Raw genomic sequence first — 17,038 nt, forward strand, 5'->3', positions numbered from 1 at the left:
GCTGGCTCACCCGGCCCAGGCATGACGGTCCCGGGCTGCGGTTCCGGAACACCCCGACGGCCCCCGCGCCGGCAGCCGATCACGACTTGTTGACATGCCGCCAACAGCGCGCGAGGGTGGTGCACATGCCGACTCCCCCGCCCGACGGCTCCCCCTCACCCTGGCGCGAGCCGGAGCATGACGACCTGGCAGATCTGGCCCGCACCTTCTTCACCAAGGAGGTGTTGCCGCACGCCGAGCGTCTGCAGGCGCAGGGCCACCCGGACCGCGAGCACTACCGGCGCGCCGGGGAGTTGGGGCTGCTCGGCCTGTCGGTCCCGGAGGAGTACGGCGGTGGGGGCGGAGGGTTCACCCACGAGGCGGTGCTGCTGCACGAGCAGGCGTACGCCGGGGAGAGCAGCCTCGGCCTGGCCGTCCACAGTGGCATCGTCACCGGTTACCTGGTGGCGTACGGCAGCGAGGAGCAGAAGCGGCGCTGGCTGCCCGGCCTGTGCAGCGGTGAGCTGGTCGGCGCCATCGCGATGACCGAGCCGGACGGCGGCTCCGATCTTCAGGCGATGCGGACCCGGGCGGTCCGGGACGGCGACGACTACCTGTTGACCGGCGCGAAGACGTTCATCACCAACGGTGGTCTGGCCGATCTGGTCATCGTGGCCGCGAAGACCGACCCCGAGCAGCGGGCGGCCGGCGTCTCGCTGCTGGTGTGCGAGGTGGGTGGTGACCCGGCGGGCTTCCGGCGAGGCCGACTGCTGTCCAAGATCGGGCTGCATGCCAACGACACCGCCGAGTTGTTCTTCGACGAGTTCCGGGTGCCGGCGGCCAACCTGCTCGGCGGCGTCGAAGGGCTGGGCTTCGTCCAGCTCATGCAGCAACTCCCGCAGGAACGGCTGGTCATCGGCGTCGGCGCGGTGGCCGCCATGGAACGGGCCGTCGCGCTGACCGTCGCGTACGCCAAGGAGCGCACCGCCTTCGGCAAGACCCTGATGGGTCACCAGAACACCCGGATGGTGCTCGCCGAGTGCGCCACCCGCGCCCGGGTCAGCCGGGTCTTCCTGGACGACTGCATCGTCCGACACACACGTGGTGACCTGGACGTGGCCACCGCGGCGATGGCGAAGTCATGGCTCACCGACGGGCAGTGTGAGGTGGTCGATCGGTGCCTTCAGCTCTTCGGCGGTTACGGCTACACGACGGAGTACCCGATCGCCCGGATGTACGCCGACGCCCGCGTCCAGAAGATCTACGGCGGCACCAACGAGATCATGAAGGAGTTGATCGCCCGTGCCCTCTGAGGCGTACGTCTATGACGCGGTCCGCACCCCGCGCGGACGCGGCCGGGACACCGGCGCGCTGCACGGGGTCAAGCCGATCTCCCTGGTGGTGGGTCTGATCGACGCGTTGCGGGAGCGCAACCCCGGCCTGGACGTCGGCCGGCTGGAGGACCTGCTGCTCGGCATCGTGACCCCGGTCGGCGAGCAGGGCGGCGACCTGGCCCGGGCGGCCGCGCTGTTGGCCGGGCTGCCCGACCAGGTGGGCGGGGTGCAGCTCAACCGGTTCTGCGCCTCCGGGTTGGAAGCGGTCAACTCTGCCGCCGCGCGGATCCGCTCCGGCTGGGAGCATCTGCTGCTCGCGGGTGGTGTCGAGTCGATGTCCCGGGTGCCGATGGGCTCCGACGGTGCGGCCTGGGCCACCGATCCGCAGACCGCGCTGGCGACGTCGTTCGTGCCGCAGGGCGTCAGCGCGGACCTGATCGCCACGCTGGAGGGCTTCACCCGCGACGATGTGGACGGCTACGCGCTGCGGTCGCAGGAGCGGGCCGCCAAGGCCCGGGCCGGTGGGCACTTCACCCGCTCGGTGGTGCCGGTTCGCGACGGCAACGGGCTGGACATCCTCACCGTCGACGAGCACCCACGCCCCGAAACCACCCGGGAGGCGCTGGCCAGGCTCACTCCGTCCTTCGCCACGATGGGCGCGGCGGCCGGCTTCGACGCTGTGGCGTTGCAGAAGTTCCACTGGTTGGAGGCCATCGAGCACGTCCACCACGCGGGCAACTCGTCGGGCATCGTGGACGGCGCCGCGCTGGTGCTGATCGGCTCGGGCGACGTCGGTCGGGACCTCGGCCTCACCCCGCGCGCCCGGATCGCCGGCGCGGCGGTCACCGGTGCCGATCCGACGCTGATGTTGACCGGCCCGATCCCGGCCACCCACAAGGCGCTCGCCGTCGCCGGGTTGACAGCAGACGACATCGACCTGTTCGAGATCAACGAAGCCTTCGCCGCGGTGGTGCTCAAGTACGTCCGTGACCTGGGCCTCGACCCGGACCGGGTGAACGTCAACGGCGGCGCGATCGCGCTCGGCCACCCGCTCGGCGCGACCGGAGCGATGCTGCTCGGTACGGCGTTGGACGAGTTGGAGCGCCGCGACCTGCGCCGCGCCGTGGTGACCCTCTGCATCGGCGGCGGCATGGGCGTCGCCACGGTTCTCGAGCGCTGCTGACCCGGAGGACGACAATGACCAACACCATCCGGTACGACCGCGGCGCCGACGGCATCGTCACGCTCACCCTGGACGACCCCACCCAGTCGGCCAACACCATGAACCGGGCGTACGCCGCCTCGATGAGCGCGGTGCTCGACCGGCTGGAGGACGAGGGCGATCTCGTCGGGGTCATCGTGACCAGCGCGAAGTCGACGTTCTTCGCCGGCGGTGACCTGCCCGAGATGATCCGGGCCACCCGCGCCGACGCGCCGGACCTGGCCGACCTGCTCGGCACCATCAAACGGGACCTGCGCCGGCTGGAGACGCTGGGTCGGCCGGTGGTCGCCGCGGTCAACGGCTCGGCGCTCGGCGGTGGCCTGGAGATCGCGCTCGCCTGCCACCACCGGATCGCGCTGGACGCGCCGGGCAGCCGGCTCGGACTGCCCGAGGTGACCCTGGGCCTGCTGCCCGGGGCGGGAGGTGTCACCCGGACGGTACGGATGCTCGGCCTGGCCGGCGCGCTGACCACGGTGCTGCTCACCGGCCGGCGGATGCGCCCGACCGACGCCCTGTCCGCCGGGCTGGTCGACGAGGTGGTCGCCACGCCGACGGAGCTGTTGGAGCACGCCCGGGCCTGGATCGTGGCGAACCCGCACCCGGCGCAGCCGTGGGACCGACCGGACTATCGGATGCCGGGCGGCACCCCGACCAGCCGCTCGCTGGCCGCACAGCTGCCCGCGTTCCCGGCGACGCTGCGCAAGCAGCTCAAGGGCGCCCGGCTGCCCGCGCCCGAGGCGATCCTGGCCGCCGCCGTCGAGGGCGCACAGGTCGACCTGGAGACCGCCCTGACCGTGGAGACCCGGCATCTGATCGGCCTGCTCACCGGGCAGGTCGCCAAGAACATGATCGGCGCGTTCTTCTTCGACCTGAAGGCCGTCAACGGCGGCGCGGCCCGACCGGCCGATGTGGAGGCCCCACCGGTACGCCGGGTGGCGGTGCTCGGGGCCGGCATGATGGGCGCGGGCATCGCGTACGCCTGCGCCAGCGCCGGGCTGGACGTCGTGGTCAAGGACGTCACGCCGGAGGCCGCCGGCCGGGCCCGGGAGCACGCCGAGCGGTTGCTGACCCGCGCGGTACGCAAGGGCCGCACGACCGAGGCCGATGCCCGCGCCGTGCTGGACCGGATCACCACCACCGACCAGGTGGACGCACTGAACGGATGCGACGCGGTCATCGAGGCGGTCTTCGAGGACCCGGCGCTGAAACAGCAGGTCTTCGCCGAGGTGCTGCCCGTGCTGGCGCCCGACGCGCTGCTCGCCTCCAACACCTCCACCCTGCCGATCACCGGGCTGGCCGCCGGCGTGGACCGGCCGGCGGACTTCATCGGCATGCACTTCTTCTCGCCGGTGGACCGGATGCCGTTGCTGGAGATCGTGGTGGGCGAGCGGACCGGGGACGTGGCGCTGGCGCGGGCGTTCGACCTGGGCCGGCGGATCGGCAAGACCCCGATCGTGGTGAACGACGGCCGGGGCTTCTTCACGAGCCGGGTGATCGGCCGGTTCATCGACGAGGCGGTCGGCATGGTCGCCGAGGGTGTCCCCGCCGCGTCGGTGGAGCAGGCCGCCCTGCAGGCCGGCTACCCGACCGGGCCGCTGGCGCTGGCCGACGAGGTCAGTCTCACGCTGATCCAACGGATCCGCCGTCAGTTCGAGGCGGCCAGCGAGGAGTTCCGACCGTTGCCGGCGCACCGGCTGGTGGACGAGCTGGTCGACGCGTACGACCGGTCGGGACGCGCCACCGGACGCGGCTTCTACTCCTACGACGACGGCGCCCGGGGCCGGTTGTGGCCCGGTCTCGCCGACCTGACCAGCGACGCGGGTCGGGCGGTGCCGTTCACCGACCTCCAGGAGCGGATGCTCTTCGCCGAGGCGCTGGACGCGCTGCGCTGCCTCGACGAGGGGGTGCTGCGCACCGAGACCGACGCCAACATCGGCTCGATCTTCGGCATCGGTTTTCCCGCGTGGACGGGAGGGGTGATCCGCTACGTCCGGCAGTACGGGGGCGGCCCGGCCGGCTTCGCGGCCCGTGCCACCGAGTTGGCCGACCGCTACGGCGACCGGTTCACACCCCCCGCCGACCTGGTCGACCGGCTCGCCGCCTCGGCCGACGGCCCCGCCGCACCGGTGGGGGTCGCGTGACGGCGGCGCGCGGTGGGCCGCTGGCCGGGGTTCGGGTGGTCGAGCTGGCCAGCCTCGCCCCGGCGCCGTTCGGCTGCATGGTGCTCGCCGACCTCGGCGCGGACGTGGTGCGGGTGGACCGGCCGGGCGCCCCGGGAGCCGGCCGGCTGGCCGCACCGACCAGCGGGCCGTTGCAACGTGGGCGGCGGGTCACCGCGCTCGACCTGAAGTCCCCGGCCGGGGTGGCGGACCTGCTGCGCCTCGTCGAACGCGCGGACGTGCTGGTCGAGGCGTACCGGCCCGGGGTGGCCGAGCGGCTCGGCTTCGGCCCGGAGGTGTGCCAGGCCCACAACCCCCGGCTGGTGTACGCGCGGATGACCGGCTGGGGTCAGGACGGCCCGCTGGCAGCCCGCGCCGGGCACGACATCGACTACATCGCGGTGGCCGGGGCGTTGGAGCCGCTGGGACGGGCCGGCGAACGCCCGTACGCGCCGATGAACCTGCTCGGCGACTTCGGCGGCGGCGGCATGCTGCTCGCCGTCGGGGTGCTGGCCGCGCTGCTGGAACGGGAGCGCTCCGGCATCGGTCAGGTGGTCGACGCGGCCATGGTGGACGGCTCAGCGCTGCTCACCTCGTTCCTGCACGGGCTGCTCGGCACCGGCCTGTGGGCCGCCCCACGCGGGCGCAACATGTTCGACGGCGGGGCGCCGTTCTACGACACGTACGCCACCGCTGACGGCGGATTCATGGCCGTCGGCGCGATGGAACCAGCCTTCTACGCCGTACTCCTCACCGGCCTCGACCTCGCCGACGACCCGGACCTTCCCGCCCAGTACGACCCGAGCGGCTGGGACGAGCTGCGCCGCCGGTTCACCGAGCGGTTCTCCGAGCGGACCCGGGACGAGTGGACTGCGGTCTTCGCCGACCTGGACGCCTGCGTCGCGCCGGTGCTCGCCCCCGGCGAGGCGCACCAGCACCCGCACAACGCCGCCCGGGGAACGTTCGTCGAGGTGGGTGGCGAGATCCAGCCTGCACCAGCGCCCCGCTTCGACCGCACCCCGACCGACCGACCAACCCCGGCACCAGACCCGGAGCGCGAGGTCCAACCGGTCGAGGAGATCCTCCGCGACTGGCCGCAACGCCCCTGACCTGGCGCGTGCAGGCGCGCCGACGGCCCGGCCCGCCGTTGCGGTGGCTGGTAGCGTTGACGACCTCACGATCCGCAACCTCCCATCGAGCGGGAGGCGCAAGATCTCCGCTTTCCTGCTGGAGGGTCTTGCCATGGCTGAAACCGATCGGGTGGCGGCTGCCTCACGCACTCGCCTGCTCCTGCTGACCGCTGTCAATGCCCGGATGGACGCGGGCAGCAGCCCCACGGGGATTGTCGCGCGGAGCCTCGGGCGGCAACTGCTGGACGCTGGTGACCGGGTGCGTGTTCTCGCCGAATCCGACCAGGTGGATGGCTGGCCCGACGGAGTCGAGGTCGTCGAGGGATCCATCACCCGGCCGCTCGAGCACGTCCAGGTCTACGACGACGTCGACGGCGTCTTCCTCGCCGGAGCCTCACCGACGACGGTGCGGGATGCCCTGGATCTCGCCGGTGGTGCCGGTGTGCGGCGAATCGTCGTGCTGTCCTCGCACGGGCCGGAGTACGAGGAGAGGTACCCGCCCGAGACCTGGTTCTGGCTGGCGATCGAGCGGGCTGTCGAAGGCTCCGGGATGGAGTGGGTACACATCCGGCCGTCGGCGGTGATGGGCGCGGTGATCGAGGGCACCTATCCGGCCACCGGATCGGACTGGCCAGAGACGATCAGGGGCGAGGGCACCGTACGGGAGGCGCACCTGGACGGCGGGCACTACCCCTTCATCCACGAGGACGACCTCGCCGCTGTCGCGTTGGCGGCGCTGCGTACCGACGACCATGTCGGCGCTGTCCTCGAAGCGGTAGGGCTGCCGATCAGCAGCCGTTCGCGGGTGGCGAGCATCGCCAGAGCGGTCGGTCGCGACATCGTCGCCATTGAGGTGACGCCCGACCACAGCCGCGCGAGTTGGCGGCGTCGCGGCTGGCCCGACAGCGGTATCGACGTGACCCTGTACGCCCTTGAGGAGTACGGCACGAGGCTCGCTGACCTCACCCGGTGGACGCTCGACCAGCGGCCGACCGTGCGCGAGATCATCGGCCGCCCGCTACGCGACTTCGACGGCTGGGCGGTCGAAAATGCTCGACTGTTCCGCTGAACGTGCCGCAACCGAGCGCTGCCATTTCGGCCACGGCCATTCCTGGCCCGGGAGACCGGGCCGAGACGCGGGACGCGCTGGAGGAGGCGCTGCGCTACTCGGGCCCACTGAAAGACCAGGCTGAGACTCACCACAGTGAGGACGAGATCCGCTCGTTCCTCGGCCGACTCTCTGCCGCACTGGCGGCCACGCCACCTTCGAGCTGATCAAAAAGGTCGCGTCAGCGCCTCGTCCTTCGGCGACGGAAGGTCGAATGGGGGCGGCGACATCCCCGTTTCGTGACTCCCGGGCCACTGACGGCATGATCATGGAGCCTGAGGGGGCAGCGGCAGCCAGCTCCCGAGAAGAACGAGCCAGATCCCGAGAAGGAGGTGCCCGTGCCGGACGCTGACGAACTCGTCGCCAACGCGCTCGCGGCGGTGCGCGGCACGGACGTACGGCAGGCCGAACGGCAGCTGGACCAACTGATGGTCGGCACCGGCGCCGCGGACGGCACCACGGCGGTGGACGCGGCCCTGCTGGGTCGCCTGGTCCGCGGCCTGGGCCGGCTCTGGCCACGCGGTTGGCAGCCGGTCGACGTGGACCGGATCACCAGCCGACGGCTGGACGCCCGCGCGGCCCGGCTGGTCCGCCACGCGCTGGCCGCCCAGCGGCGCGACCAGGCCGAGCCGGTCCCCGCCTGGTGGGACGACCAACTGAACGAGCTGGCGGTCACCGAGGGTGGCGCCGACCGGAGCGTGCTGACCGGCTGGGCGGTCAGCGAAGGTCTGGACCGGGCCGACGCGCTCCGGACGGCCGTGGACACTCTCGCGCTTGTGGAGAGCCTGCCGCCGATCGCGGTGCTGCGCCCACCTCCGGGCACCAGCGGCGCGGCACTGCCCCGCACGGCCGGTACGGCTCGCAGCGGGTCGCCGATGCTGGACCGGGTACGGGCGCTGCTGGCCAAGGCCGAGTCGACCACCTTTCCGGCCGAGGCGGAGGCGCTGACCGGGAAGGCCCAGGAGCTGATCGCCCGGCACAGCATCGACGAGGCGCTGCTGGCCGCCGGGTCGGAGCGCGGGGACCTGCCCGGCGGAGTGCGCCTGAGCACCGACGCCCCGTACGCGGGTGCCAAGGCGCTGCTGGTGCAGGAGGTGGCGGCGGCGAACCGGTGCGAGGCGGTCTGGTCGGACGACCTCGGCTTCGCCACCGTGCTGGGCTGGCCGGCGGATCTGGTGGCGGTGGAGTTGCTCTACACGTCGCTGCTGGTCCAGGCCACGGCGGCGATGCTGCGCGGGCGTGCCGAGCGGCGGCCGGGGTCAGGACGGCGAACGAAGGTCTGGGACGAGTCCTTCCTCAACGCGTTCGCGCTGCGGATCGGTGAGCGGCTGCGGACGGCCACCGACGCGGCGACCGAGGCTGCGGACCGGGCGGCGGCCGAGACGGCCGGTGCGGAGCGGCTGTTGCCGGTACTCGCGGCGCGGGGTGAGGCGGTCCGGGAGCGGCTGGACACGCTCTTCCCCGGCGTCACCCGGCACCGGCTCAGCGTGCGCGACGCCGAGGGCTGGTCGTCCGGCACCTCGGCCGCCGACCGGGCCTCGCTGGACGTCGGCGGCGGCCGGAAGCCCCGACAGGTGCCCGGCCGACCCGATCCGCGCTGAACCATCCGGCGTGGGAGCACCCCCGGCGGGCGTTTCTGCGATGTTCTTCGGTACGCGGTAGGGATCGGGGGAACGGCTCCGACCCTCCGGTGAGCCGCACCCCGATTGGGGTGCGACCAGAGTCTGAGGAGCGCCGCCGTGAAGTACATGCTGCTGATCTGGAACCGGCCCGGCTTCACCGAGGGGCTGAGCGAGCAGGATCGCACCGCCCTCTTCGGTGAGGTCGACGAGATCATGAAGGAGCTGACCGAGACCGGCGAGTTGATCGGCGGCCAGGCGTTGGCCAATCCGTCGCAGACGTTGACGGTCCGGCTCGTGGACGGCAACCCCGAGGTCCTCGACGGCCCGTTCATGGAGAGCAAGGAGCAGTTCGCCGGTTACCTGGCCGTCGACTGTGACAGCCCGCAGCGGGCGGCCGAGATCGCCGCCCGTTGGCCGGATGTCCGGTACGGCGGCGCGATGGAGGTCCGCCCGATCATGGACGAGGCCGGGACGGAGATGTGACCGAGGACCGGACGGTCGAGGATCTGCTGCGCACGTTCGCGCCGCAGGTCCTCGGCCTGCTGGTCCGTCGGCACGGACAGTTCGACAGGTGCGAGGACGCGGTCCAGGAGGCACTGCTCGCCGCCGCGACGCAGTGGCCCGGGTTGGGCGTACCCGACAATCCGCGCGCCTGGTTGCTCACCGTGGCCACCCGCCGGCTCACCGACGAGTGGCGCAGCGAGAGCGCGCGCCGGGACCGCGAGGTGGCGGTGGCGCGCCGCGAGCCGGCGTACGCAGGGGTGGCGCCGGCGGCGGACGCGGAGCCCGCCGTTCCGGCCGACGACGACACCCTGATGCTGCTGTTCCTCTGCTGCCACCCGGCGCTGCCCGGATCGGCGCAGGTGGCGCTGACCCTGCGGGCGGTAGGTGGTCTCAGCACCGCCCAGATCGCCCGTGCCCACCTGGTGCCCGAGGCGACGATGAGTCAACGGATCCGGCGGGCCAAGCAGCGGGTCGAGGCCGCCGGTGCCCGGTTCACCATGCCCGGGCCGGCCGAGCGGGACGAACGGCTGGGGACGGTCCTGCGGGTGCTCTACCTGATCTTCAACGAGGGTTACACCGCGTCCAGCGGCTCTGACCTGCGCCGGGCCGAGCTGACCGGCGAGGCGATCCGGCTCGCTCGCATCCTGCGTGGGCTGCTGCCCGACGACGGTGAGGTGACCGGGCTGCTGGCGCTGATGCTGCTGACCGACGCGCACCGGGCGGCCCGGGTGGGGCCGGACGGGGAGTTGGTGCCGCTGGCCGAGCAGGACCGATCACGGTGGGACGCAGCCGCCATCGCGGAGGGGATCGCGCTGATCACCGAGGCGTTGACCTGGTCGCCGCCCGGCCCGTACCAGCTCCAGGCGGCGATCGCCGCGGTGCACGCCGAGGCGTCGACGGCGGCGGAGACGGACTGGCGGCAGATCGTCGCGCTCTACCGACTGCTGGCCCGGGTCGCGCCGAACCCGATGGTCACCCTGAACCAGGCGGTGGCGGTGGCCATGGTGGACGGGCCCCGCGCCGGGCTCGAACTGCTCACGCCGTTGGACGCCGACGAACGCACGGCCGGGCACCACCGGCTGGCCGCCGTCCGGGCTCACCTGTTGGAGCTGGCCGGGGACGTCGGCGTGGCGCGGGAGGCGTACCTGGCCGCCGCCCGGGGCACCACCAGCCGGCCCGAGCAGCGCTACCTGGAGGTGCGGGCGGCCCGGCTGGCCGGGTAGGGGTGAGCGGCCCCTGAGCACAGCGCTGCCGGCCGTCGGGCGGCCCAGACCACCCGACGGCCGGCAGCGGTGCTCACACCTCGGGTTCGACGGCCGGGCAGCTGGCACCCCGGGCGGGCACCACCTGATCGATCAGGTAGGCGTCGACGGCTCGTTCTACGCACGGGCTGCTGCTGTAGCTGCCGTGCCCCCACCCCTGGTAGGTGAGCAGCGCGCCGTGCCGGCCCAGCTGCCGCGCCACGTTGCGCGCCCAGCCGTAGCCGCTGGCCGGGTCGTGCACGGTGGCGGCGAGCAGCAGCGGCACGTCGGTGCGCACCCGCAGCCGATGCTGCGGGTTGGCGACAGGTGTGGGGGCACCCAGGCAGGTGGCCAGGACGAACAGCGCCGGCGGGTAGCGCAGGTCCGGCGCGAGCAGGGCCGAACGGCGGACGTGTCCGGCGTACTCCCGGTAGTCGCGGACCGGCAGGCTCCAGTCCTGACAGAAGACCGCGAAGGGGTACGGAGCCACGGCCTGGTCGGCCAGCGGGCGGGCGCTCGGCGTGGTGGCGGTGCCCTCCAGTCGGACGATCCACTCGGCCAGCCCCGGCCACCGCCAGGTGTCGTAGAGCTTCTTGTGGGCGAGGCGGCTCAACTCGAACGGGGCGAGCGCGGCCCCGGACCGTTCCGGGTCGGTCAGCGTGCCGCGCTCGGCACGGGCGTGCAGCCCGGCCCAGATCGCGCGGACGTCGCGTCCCCGCAGGACGCAGTCGGCGGATCGGGCACACCAGGCCAGGAATTCGTCGAACGCGTCCTCCGCGGTGACGGCCTGGGTGTCCAGGAAGGCGCGGGTGCCGAGGCTGTGGTCCATCGCGGCCTCCAGCACCATGGCCCGGACCCGTTCGGGGTACAGCTCGGCGTACCGCTGCCCGAGCAGGGTGCCGTACGAGCTGCCGTGGAAGGTCAGTTGCCGTTCGCCGAGCGCGACGCGGACGGCGTCCAGGTCGCGGGCGGCACTTGTGGTGTCGACGTGGTCGTAGAGCGCGCCGGTGCGGGCCCGGCAGTCGGCGCGCAGCAGCGCGTTGTCGGCCAGGACGGCGTCGAACTGGGCCTGGTCGGCGATCAGTTGCGGTTGCCGGGCGAGCAGGTCCCGGGCACAGACCACCGGGTGGCTGCCGCCGGTGCCGCGCGGGTCGAAACTGACGATGTCGAACCGGGCACGCAGGTCGGCGCTGAACCGGGAGCTGCCGTTCACCACCCGGTCGACCCCGCTGTCGCCCGGCCCGCCGGGGCCGAACACCAGCGCGCCTTCCCGGGTGGCGGGGTCGGCGACCCGGCGGGCCAACGACAGGTCGAAGCGCTCACCTCGGGGCCGGTTCCAGTCGACCGGCAGCGACAGGGTGCCGCACTCGGCGGTGGCGTCCTTTGGGCAGGGCCGCCAGTCGATCGTCGGGGCGGGCTGTGGTCGGGCGGCGGCCGGGCTCGCCGGGGTCAGGCCGGCGGCCGTGAGGGCCAGGGCGACCGCCCAGCCGACCGCGGATTTGCGTACGCGCAGCATGAGGTGCTGTCCTCTCCTCGAAGGAGCGTTGCCTGTGAAACTCGCCCAGCGGGCGAGGTGACGCTGCTTCCACCCGGGTCGTCGAGTAGCCGCTCGACGGCCCGGGGCCTCTCTCGTCCGCCGGGTCAGTCGACCTCGCGCAGGACGCGTTCGAGCGTGGTCATCCGGGTCTCCATCCCGCCCAGCCGGCCATCCATCGCCGCGAGCAGTCGGGCGTTCTCCGCCTGGGCCTGAGCCGCCGTCTCGGCGAGCTGGCGGTAGTTGTCGGCGCGGGCCGCCTCGTACCGTGCCCGCCGGGTCTTGGCGAGTTGGACGACGGTCACCGTGACCACGCTGATCAGGAAAGCGAAGATGCCGATCGCGCCGACCACCTCGGTCCAGTCGTGCTCGCTCATCGCTGGGCTCCCGGCTGCTCGCCCGAGTCGGGCACGGTCAGCGTCTCGACGGCCGTCGCGATGACCGCGGGGGTGAGTGTGAGCACGAACGGCTCCACCTCGTAGTAGTTCATGGCCTTCCCGTCCTCCGACAACTCCAGGCGGGCGGTGACCAGCCCGGCCGCCGCCAGCTTCCGTAGGTGGACCTGCAACAGCGCCCGACTGATGCCCAGTTGCCGGGCCAGCCCGCTGACGTACGCACGCTCGCGTGCCAACGCGGCGACGACCCGCAGCCGGTGCGGGTTGGCCAGGGTGGCCAGCACCCGGACCAGGTCGTCGCCGGTCGGCGGTGGAGCGGTGCTCATAACCAGCCCTTGCACATGCCAAAGAAAGTTAGCAGGTGTTTCCGTGCGGCGGTACGGGACGGAAGCGGAATCAGGGGGATCTCAGGGTCGGCGCCGAGGGCCGGACACACAGCACGCCGGGCCGGTGATGATCACCGGCCCGGCGTGCGGGTTACGTCGTACGTCAGCTCTTGAAGGCGTCCTTGATCTTCTCGCCCGCCTGCTTGAGCTTGGCGGTGGACTGGTCAGCGCGACCCTCCGCCTCCAACTGCTCGTTGTCGGTGGCCCGACCGGCGCCTTCCTTCAGCTTGCCGGTCGCGTCCTCGGTGGCGTTGTTGATCTTGTCGTCGATACCCATTGCCAACCTCCATTGCAAGCGTCGCTACGACCACAGAGGTACCCCCGCCGTCACTGGCCCAACCATTACCACCGTCACAGATCGGCAGCGGTCGGACGGAAGCGACGCAGCCGCAGACTGTTTGCCACCACGAAGACCGAGGACAGCGCCATCGTGGCACCGGCGATCATCGGGTTGAGCAGACCCGCGGCGGCCAACGGCAGGGCCGCGACGTTGTAGCCGAACGCCCAGAACAGGTTGCCCCGGATGATGCCGAGCGTGCGTCGGGACAACCGGATGGCGTCCACCGCGGCACCCAGGTCGCCCCGGACGAGGGTGAGATCGGCCGCCTCGATCGCCACGTCGGTGCCGGTGCCCATGGCCAGCCCCAGGTCCGCCTGGGCCAGCGCCGGGGCGTCGTTGACCCCGTCACCGACCATCGCCACCGACCGCCCCTCGGCCTGGAGCCGCCTGATCACGTCGACCTTCCCGGCCGGCAGCACCTCGGCGATCACCTCGTCGATGCCCACCTCGGCGGCGACCGCGCGAGCCACTGTGGTGTTGTCCCCGGTCAGCAGGACCGGGGACAGCCCCAGCCCGCGCAGCCGGGCCACCGCCGCCCGACTGCTCGGCCGGACCACGTCGGCGACCGCGAGCACGCCGCGGGCCCGACCGTCCCAACCGGCGACGATCGCCGTACGGCCGACGGCCTCCGCGTCGCGCACGGCCCACTCGACCTCCGGCGGTACGTCGATCTCGTGCTCGCGCAACAGCCGGACCCGGCCGACCAGCACGGTCTGCCCGTCGACAGTGCCGGTCACGCCCAGCCCCTCGAGGTTGCCGAAGGCGGTCACCGGGGGCAGCGCGCCCTCGTCGCCGGCAGCGGCGGCGACCGCACGGGCGATCGGATGCTCGGAGGCGGCCTCCACCGCCCCGGCGAGCCGCAGCAGCTCGGCCCGGTCCACACCGCTGGCCGGCACCACGTCCACCACTGTCATCCGACCGGTCGTCACGGTGCCGGTCTTGTCGAGCACCACGGTGTCCACCCGGCGGGTCGACTCCAGCACCTCCGGCCCCTTGATCAGCACGCCGAGCTGGGCGCCCCGACCGGTGCCGACCAGCAGCGCGGTCGGTGTGGCCAGGCCGAGCGCGCACGGACAGGCGATGATCAGCACGGCCACGGCGGCGGTGAACGCGGCGGTCGGGCCGGCCCCGGTGCCGAGCCACCAGCCGAGCGTGCCGACGGCGAGGGTGATGACGATCGGCACGAAGACTCCGGAGATCCGGTCCGCCAGCCGCTGCACGGCCGCCTTGCCGCTCTGCGCCTGCTCGACCAGGTCGGCCATCCGGGCGAGCTGGGTGTCCGCGCCGACCCGGGTGGCGGTGACGATCAGCCGCCCACCCGCGTTGATCGTGGCGCCGACCACGCCGTCACCGGGGGCGACCTCGACCGGCACCGACTCACCTGTGAGCATGCTGGCGTCGACCGCGGAGGTGCCCTCGTCGACCACCCCGTCGGTGGCGATCTTCTCCCCGGGACGGACCACGAACCGGTCACCGACGGCCAGCCGGTCCACCGGGATCAGGGTCTCCACGCCGTCGCGCAGCACCGCCACGTCCTTGGCGCCGAGGTCGAGCAGGGCGCGCAGGGCGGCGCCGGCGGTGCGCTTGGACCGGGCCTCGAAGTAGCGACCGGCCAGGATGAACACGGTGACCCCGGCCGCCGCCTCCAGGTAGATGTTGCCCGCGCCGTCGGTGCGGGTGATGTCGAAGCGGAACGGGTGCGTCATCCCGGGCATCCCCGCGTCACCGAGGAAGAGCGCCCAGAGCGACCAGCCGAACGCGGCCAGGGTGCCGAGCGACACAAGCGTGTCCATGGTGGCCGCGCCGTGCCGCAGGTTCGTCCAGGCGGCCCGGTGGAACGGCAGCCCACCCCAGACCACCACCGGGGCGGCCAGGGTCAGCGACAGCCACTGCCAGTAGTCGAACTGCCAGGCCGGGACCATGGCCAGCAGGATCACCGGCACGCTCAGGGCCACCGAGACCCAGAGCCGGGTACGCGGACCCCGCAACGGGTCCACCGGGGGTTCCGCGCTGGGCGGGGCCGGCAGCGCCGCCGTGTAACCGGTCTTCTGGACGGTCACGATCAGGTCGTCCGGCGTGACGCCGTCGACGTACCGGACCGTCGCCTTCTCGGTGGCGTAGTTGACGGTGGCGCTCACCCCGTCCATCCGGTTGAGCTTCTTCTCGATCCGGGCGGCACACGCGGCGCAGGTCATTCCGCCGATCGCCAGTTCGATCCGGTTCGGCGCCTCGGGCAGCGGTCTGCTGGTGGTGGTCATCGTCTGGTCCCGTCAGTCGTGTCCGTGCCCGGGGGTGCCGTGGTCGGCCGCACCTGTCGGCGCGGGCCCGCTCGGGGTGGGGACGTCGCCGGTCGCGGCAGCGCCGGCGACCACCGTGAACTCGGCGGTGTGCACCCGCCCGCCGTGTTGGAAGTCGAGGTAGAGCCGGTAGCTGCCGGCCGAGGGCACCTCGGCGAGGAAGGTGACGGCCGGACCGGGTCGGGTGCGCCCATCGCCGGGCGTCCCGTCCGGGTGCACGTGCAGGTACGCCAGATCACCCCGGCGCAGTGCCACCAGGTGCCCGTACGCGCCCAGGTAGGGCTCCAGGTCGGTGACCGGCTGCCCGTCCCGGCTGACGGTCAGGGTCAGCGATGACGTGCGGCCGGGCTGCGGCGCACCGGTCAGGGTGACCGTGTAGCCGTCGACGGTGGTGCTGGTCGCCGGGGCGGGCAACGGCCGTTCGGTCAGCTCCCCGGGGACGATCACGTCCGCGCCGAGGGTCAGCGGCTCGCCCCCGGTCGGGGCGAAGTCGGCGAACGCCCGCCACTGCCCGGGGCCGGCCAGCGGGGTGTCGACCCGCCAGGTGCCGTCCGAGGCCAGGTCGGGATGGACGTGGCGGAAGCCGGAGAGGTCCCGGCGGGCGACGATCAGGTGCATCAGCTTGTCGTGCGCCACCTCGTACCGGGTGACCGGGCGGCCGTCCGGGCCGGTGATCCGGAAGGCGAACTCGCCGAGCGGGGCGTCGACCGGTTCGAGGGTGTAGCCGCGCTCGGAGACGAGCAGCCCGCCGGGAAGCCGGTCGGCAGGCTCGGGGCTTTCTCCCGCCTCATGGGCGGCGACACCATCGTGCCGACCCTCGACCACCGGAGTGCGGTCGACCACCCGGCCGACCCCGTACGTCGCGCCGAAGACCGCCGCCAGGCCGACGGCGAACCCGGCCAGTCGCGTCACCGTACGCACGCCGGCCTCCCGATCACGCGTCGACGAGGTCGTAGCCGGCCTCGTCGACGGCGGCCCGGACGACCGCGGTGTCCAGCGGCTGGTCGCTGCTGACGGTGACCCGGCCGGCCTCCAGGTCGACCTGGACGTCACGCACGCCCGTGATGGCGCCGACCTCGGCGCTCACCGCGCTGACGCAGTGCCCGCAGGTCATGCCCTGCACCTGGTACGTGGTGTTGACCATCGGATCGTCTCCTTTGCGGTACCGGTACCCGGTGGGGGTATCTCATCGGACCACGACCGTACCATACCCCCTGGGGGTACGGTATCGTGGTCGGCATGACCGCACCCACCCCGATCCGCGGATACACCGCCAGCAAGGACCAGCTGCTCGCGCGGCTCCGCCGCGTCGAGGGGCAGGTCCGGGGCATCGAGAAGATGGTCGACGACGACCGCTACTGCATCGACGTGCTCACCCAGATCTCCGCGATCCAGGCCGCCCTCGACAAGGTGGCCCTCGGGCTGCTCGACGGGCACGCCCGGCACTGCATGCACGAGGGCGCCGCCGAGGGCCGGGCCGACGAGATGGCCACCGAGATGATGGCGGCGGTCGGCCGGCTCATGAAGCGCGGCTGACCGCCCGGAGACCGCCGTACGGGCGGTTCGGCCGCCCGACACTCCGCCACGACCTGCACCCCCCGGGTGGGCTGGCTAGCATCTCCCACGATGGCCCTCCGTATGCCGCCGCACAGTCAGGCACCGGCGACGCCACGACATGGCGTCGTTCCCGGCCGACCGGGCCGAGCACTGACCGTCCGTGATCAAGCGGTCATCAGGCAGCGATCCGTGCCGCCGTCCGTCGCGTTTCCACCGAAACGGTGAACCGC

At 72.8% G+C, this 17,038-nt stretch carries 16 protein-coding genes; 9 read left to right on the top strand and 7 right to left on the bottom strand.

Translation table 11 applies throughout. The annotated features are described in order from the left end of the window. Positions 1–125: 125 nt before the first annotated feature. From ACLQ3B_RS07685 to ACLQ3B_RS07720, 8 genes are all read left to right on the top strand, one after another. A complete protein-coding gene (locus tag ACLQ3B_RS07685; RefSeq protein WP_425778658.1) occupies positions 126–1,292 on the top strand; it encodes an acyl-CoA dehydrogenase family protein in 1,167 nt (388 codons plus the stop codon). Next, entirely contained in the window at positions 1,282–2,496 is a 1,215-nt protein-coding gene (locus ACLQ3B_RS07690) for an acetyl-CoA C-acetyltransferase (protein WP_425778660.1), read from the top strand. Before ACLQ3B_RS07685 ends, ACLQ3B_RS07690 begins: the two co-directional genes overlap by 11 nt. 14 nt (positions 2,497–2,510) lie before the next feature. Beyond that, entirely contained in the window at positions 2,511–4,676 is a 2,166-nt protein-coding gene (locus tag ACLQ3B_RS07695; protein ID WP_425778662.1) for a 3-hydroxyacyl-CoA dehydrogenase NAD-binding domain-containing protein, read from the top strand. After that, a complete protein-coding gene (locus ACLQ3B_RS07700; RefSeq protein ID WP_425778665.1) occupies positions 4,673–5,803 on the top strand; it encodes a CaiB/BaiF CoA transferase family protein in 1,131 nt (376 codons plus the stop codon). Before ACLQ3B_RS07695 ends, ACLQ3B_RS07700 begins: the two co-directional genes overlap by 4 nt. Positions 5,804–5,936: 133 nt before the next feature. Next, positions 5,937–6,893, top strand: a complete 957-nt coding sequence (locus ACLQ3B_RS07705; protein WP_425778667.1) for an NAD(P)H-binding protein — start codon at positions 5,937–5,939, stop codon at positions 6,891–6,893. Positions 6,894–7,270: 377 nt separating this feature from the next. Beyond that, entirely contained in the window at positions 7,271–8,533 is a 1,263-nt protein-coding gene (locus ACLQ3B_RS07710) for a DUF2786 domain-containing protein (RefSeq protein WP_425778669.1), read from the top strand. Between the two features lie 147 nt (positions 8,534–8,680). Continuing rightward, positions 8,681–9,037 carry a YciI family protein gene (locus ACLQ3B_RS07715; RefSeq protein ID WP_231397627.1) on the top strand — a complete coding sequence of 119 codons (357 nt, stop codon included), beginning with the start codon at positions 8,681–8,683 and terminating at the stop codon, positions 9,035–9,037. Further along, on the top strand, positions 9,034–10,281 hold the full coding sequence (locus ACLQ3B_RS07720; protein WP_425778671.1) for an RNA polymerase sigma factor: 1,248 nt from the start codon (positions 9,034–9,036) through the stop codon (positions 10,279–10,281). The genes ACLQ3B_RS07715 and ACLQ3B_RS07720 overlap by 4 nt, the downstream gene beginning before the upstream one ends. Before the next feature lie 73 nt (positions 10,282–10,354). Here the strand turns inward: ACLQ3B_RS07720 and ACLQ3B_RS07725 are convergent, their stop codons facing one another. The 7 genes from ACLQ3B_RS07725 to ACLQ3B_RS07755 all read right to left on the bottom strand — a co-directional run bounded on the left by ACLQ3B_RS07725 (position 10,355) and on the right by ACLQ3B_RS07755 (position 16,395). Next, entirely contained in the window at positions 10,355–11,815 is a 1,461-nt protein-coding gene (locus ACLQ3B_RS07725) for an alpha/beta hydrolase (protein ID WP_425778673.1), read from the bottom strand. Between the two features lie 125 nt (positions 11,816–11,940). After that, complete coding sequence (locus tag ACLQ3B_RS07730; protein WP_425778675.1) at positions 11,941–12,210, bottom strand: hypothetical protein; 270 nt, start codon at positions 12,208–12,210, stop codon at positions 11,941–11,943. Further along, positions 12,207–12,554 carry an ArsR/SmtB family transcription factor gene (locus ACLQ3B_RS07735; protein ID WP_425778677.1) on the bottom strand — a complete coding sequence of 116 codons (348 nt, stop codon included), beginning with the start codon at positions 12,552–12,554 and terminating at the stop codon, positions 12,207–12,209. Before ACLQ3B_RS07735 ends, ACLQ3B_RS07730 begins: the two co-directional genes overlap by 4 nt. A 163-nt stretch (positions 12,555–12,717) precedes the next feature. Next, entirely contained in the window at positions 12,718–12,891 is a 174-nt protein-coding gene (locus ACLQ3B_RS07740; RefSeq protein WP_036390803.1) for a CsbD family protein, read from the bottom strand. 74 nt (positions 12,892–12,965) lie between these two features. Further along, positions 12,966–15,212 carry a heavy metal translocating P-type ATPase gene (locus ACLQ3B_RS07745; RefSeq protein ID WP_425778678.1) on the bottom strand — a complete coding sequence of 749 codons (2,247 nt, stop codon included), beginning with the start codon at positions 15,210–15,212 and terminating at the stop codon, positions 12,966–12,968. Positions 15,213–15,224: 12 nt separating this feature from the next. Then, the gene (locus ACLQ3B_RS07750) at positions 15,225–16,172 is read right to left on the bottom strand and encodes a hypothetical protein (RefSeq protein ID WP_425778680.1); all 948 of its coding nucleotides are present in this window, start codon (positions 16,170–16,172) and stop codon (positions 15,225–15,227) included. Between the two features lie 13 nt (positions 16,173–16,185). After that, positions 16,186–16,395 (bottom strand): heavy-metal-associated domain-containing protein, encoded by a 210-nt coding sequence (locus ACLQ3B_RS07755; RefSeq protein WP_425778682.1) that lies wholly within the window; start codon positions 16,393–16,395, stop codon positions 16,186–16,188. Positions 16,396–16,490: 95 nt separating this feature from the next. Here ACLQ3B_RS07755 and ACLQ3B_RS07760 point away from each other — a divergent pair, with 95 nt between their 5' ends. Then, on the top strand, positions 16,491–16,787 hold the full coding sequence (locus tag ACLQ3B_RS07760; protein ID WP_030329541.1) for a metal-sensitive transcriptional regulator: 297 nt from the start codon (positions 16,491–16,493) through the stop codon (positions 16,785–16,787). Positions 16,788–17,038 lie beyond the last annotated feature (251 nt).

Origin of the sequence: Micromonospora sp. DT53, from assembly GCF_049841535.1 — a bacterium.
In the GTDB taxonomy this organism is placed as follows: Bacteria; Actinomycetota; Actinomycetes; order Mycobacteriales; family Micromonosporaceae; genus Micromonospora.

Bases quoted from the DNA above. Each gene is read 5' to 3' on its own strand.
- ACLQ3B_RS07715 (WP_231397627.1), top strand. From the start codon at position 8,681: ATGCTGCTGATCTGGAACCGGCCCGGCTTCACCGAGGGGCTGAGCGAG.
- ACLQ3B_RS07755 (WP_425778682.1), bottom strand. From the start codon at position 16,395: ATGGTCAACACCACGTACCAGGTGCAGGGCATGACCTGCGGGCACTGC.
- ACLQ3B_RS07730 (WP_425778675.1), bottom strand. From the start codon at position 12,210: ATGAGCGAGCACGACTGGACCGAGGTGGTCGGCGCGATCGGCATCTTC.
- ACLQ3B_RS07725 (WP_425778673.1), bottom strand. From the start codon at position 11,815: ATGCTGCGCGTACGCAAATCCGCGGTCGGCTGGGCGGTCGCCCTGGCC.
- ACLQ3B_RS07735 (WP_425778677.1), bottom strand. From the start codon at position 12,554: ATGAGCACCGCTCCACCGCCGACCGGCGACGACCTGGTCCGGGTGCTG.
- ACLQ3B_RS07685 (WP_425778658.1), top strand. From the start codon at position 126: ATGCCGACTCCCCCGCCCGACGGCTCCCCCTCACCCTGGCGCGAGCCG.
- ACLQ3B_RS07740 (WP_036390803.1), bottom strand. From the start codon at position 12,891: ATGGGTATCGACGACAAGATCAACAACGCCACCGAGGACGCGACCGGC.
- ACLQ3B_RS07760 (WP_030329541.1), top strand. From the start codon at position 16,491: ATGACCGCACCCACCCCGATCCGCGGATACACCGCCAGCAAGGACCAG.
- ACLQ3B_RS07695 (WP_425778662.1), top strand. From the start codon at position 2,511: ATGACCAACACCATCCGGTACGACCGCGGCGCCGACGGCATCGTCACG.
- ACLQ3B_RS07745 (WP_425778678.1), bottom strand. From the start codon at position 15,212: ATGACCACCACCAGCAGACCGCTGCCCGAGGCGCCGAACCGGATCGAA.
- ACLQ3B_RS07705 (WP_425778667.1), top strand. From the start codon at position 5,937: ATGGCTGAAACCGATCGGGTGGCGGCTGCCTCACGCACTCGCCTGCTC.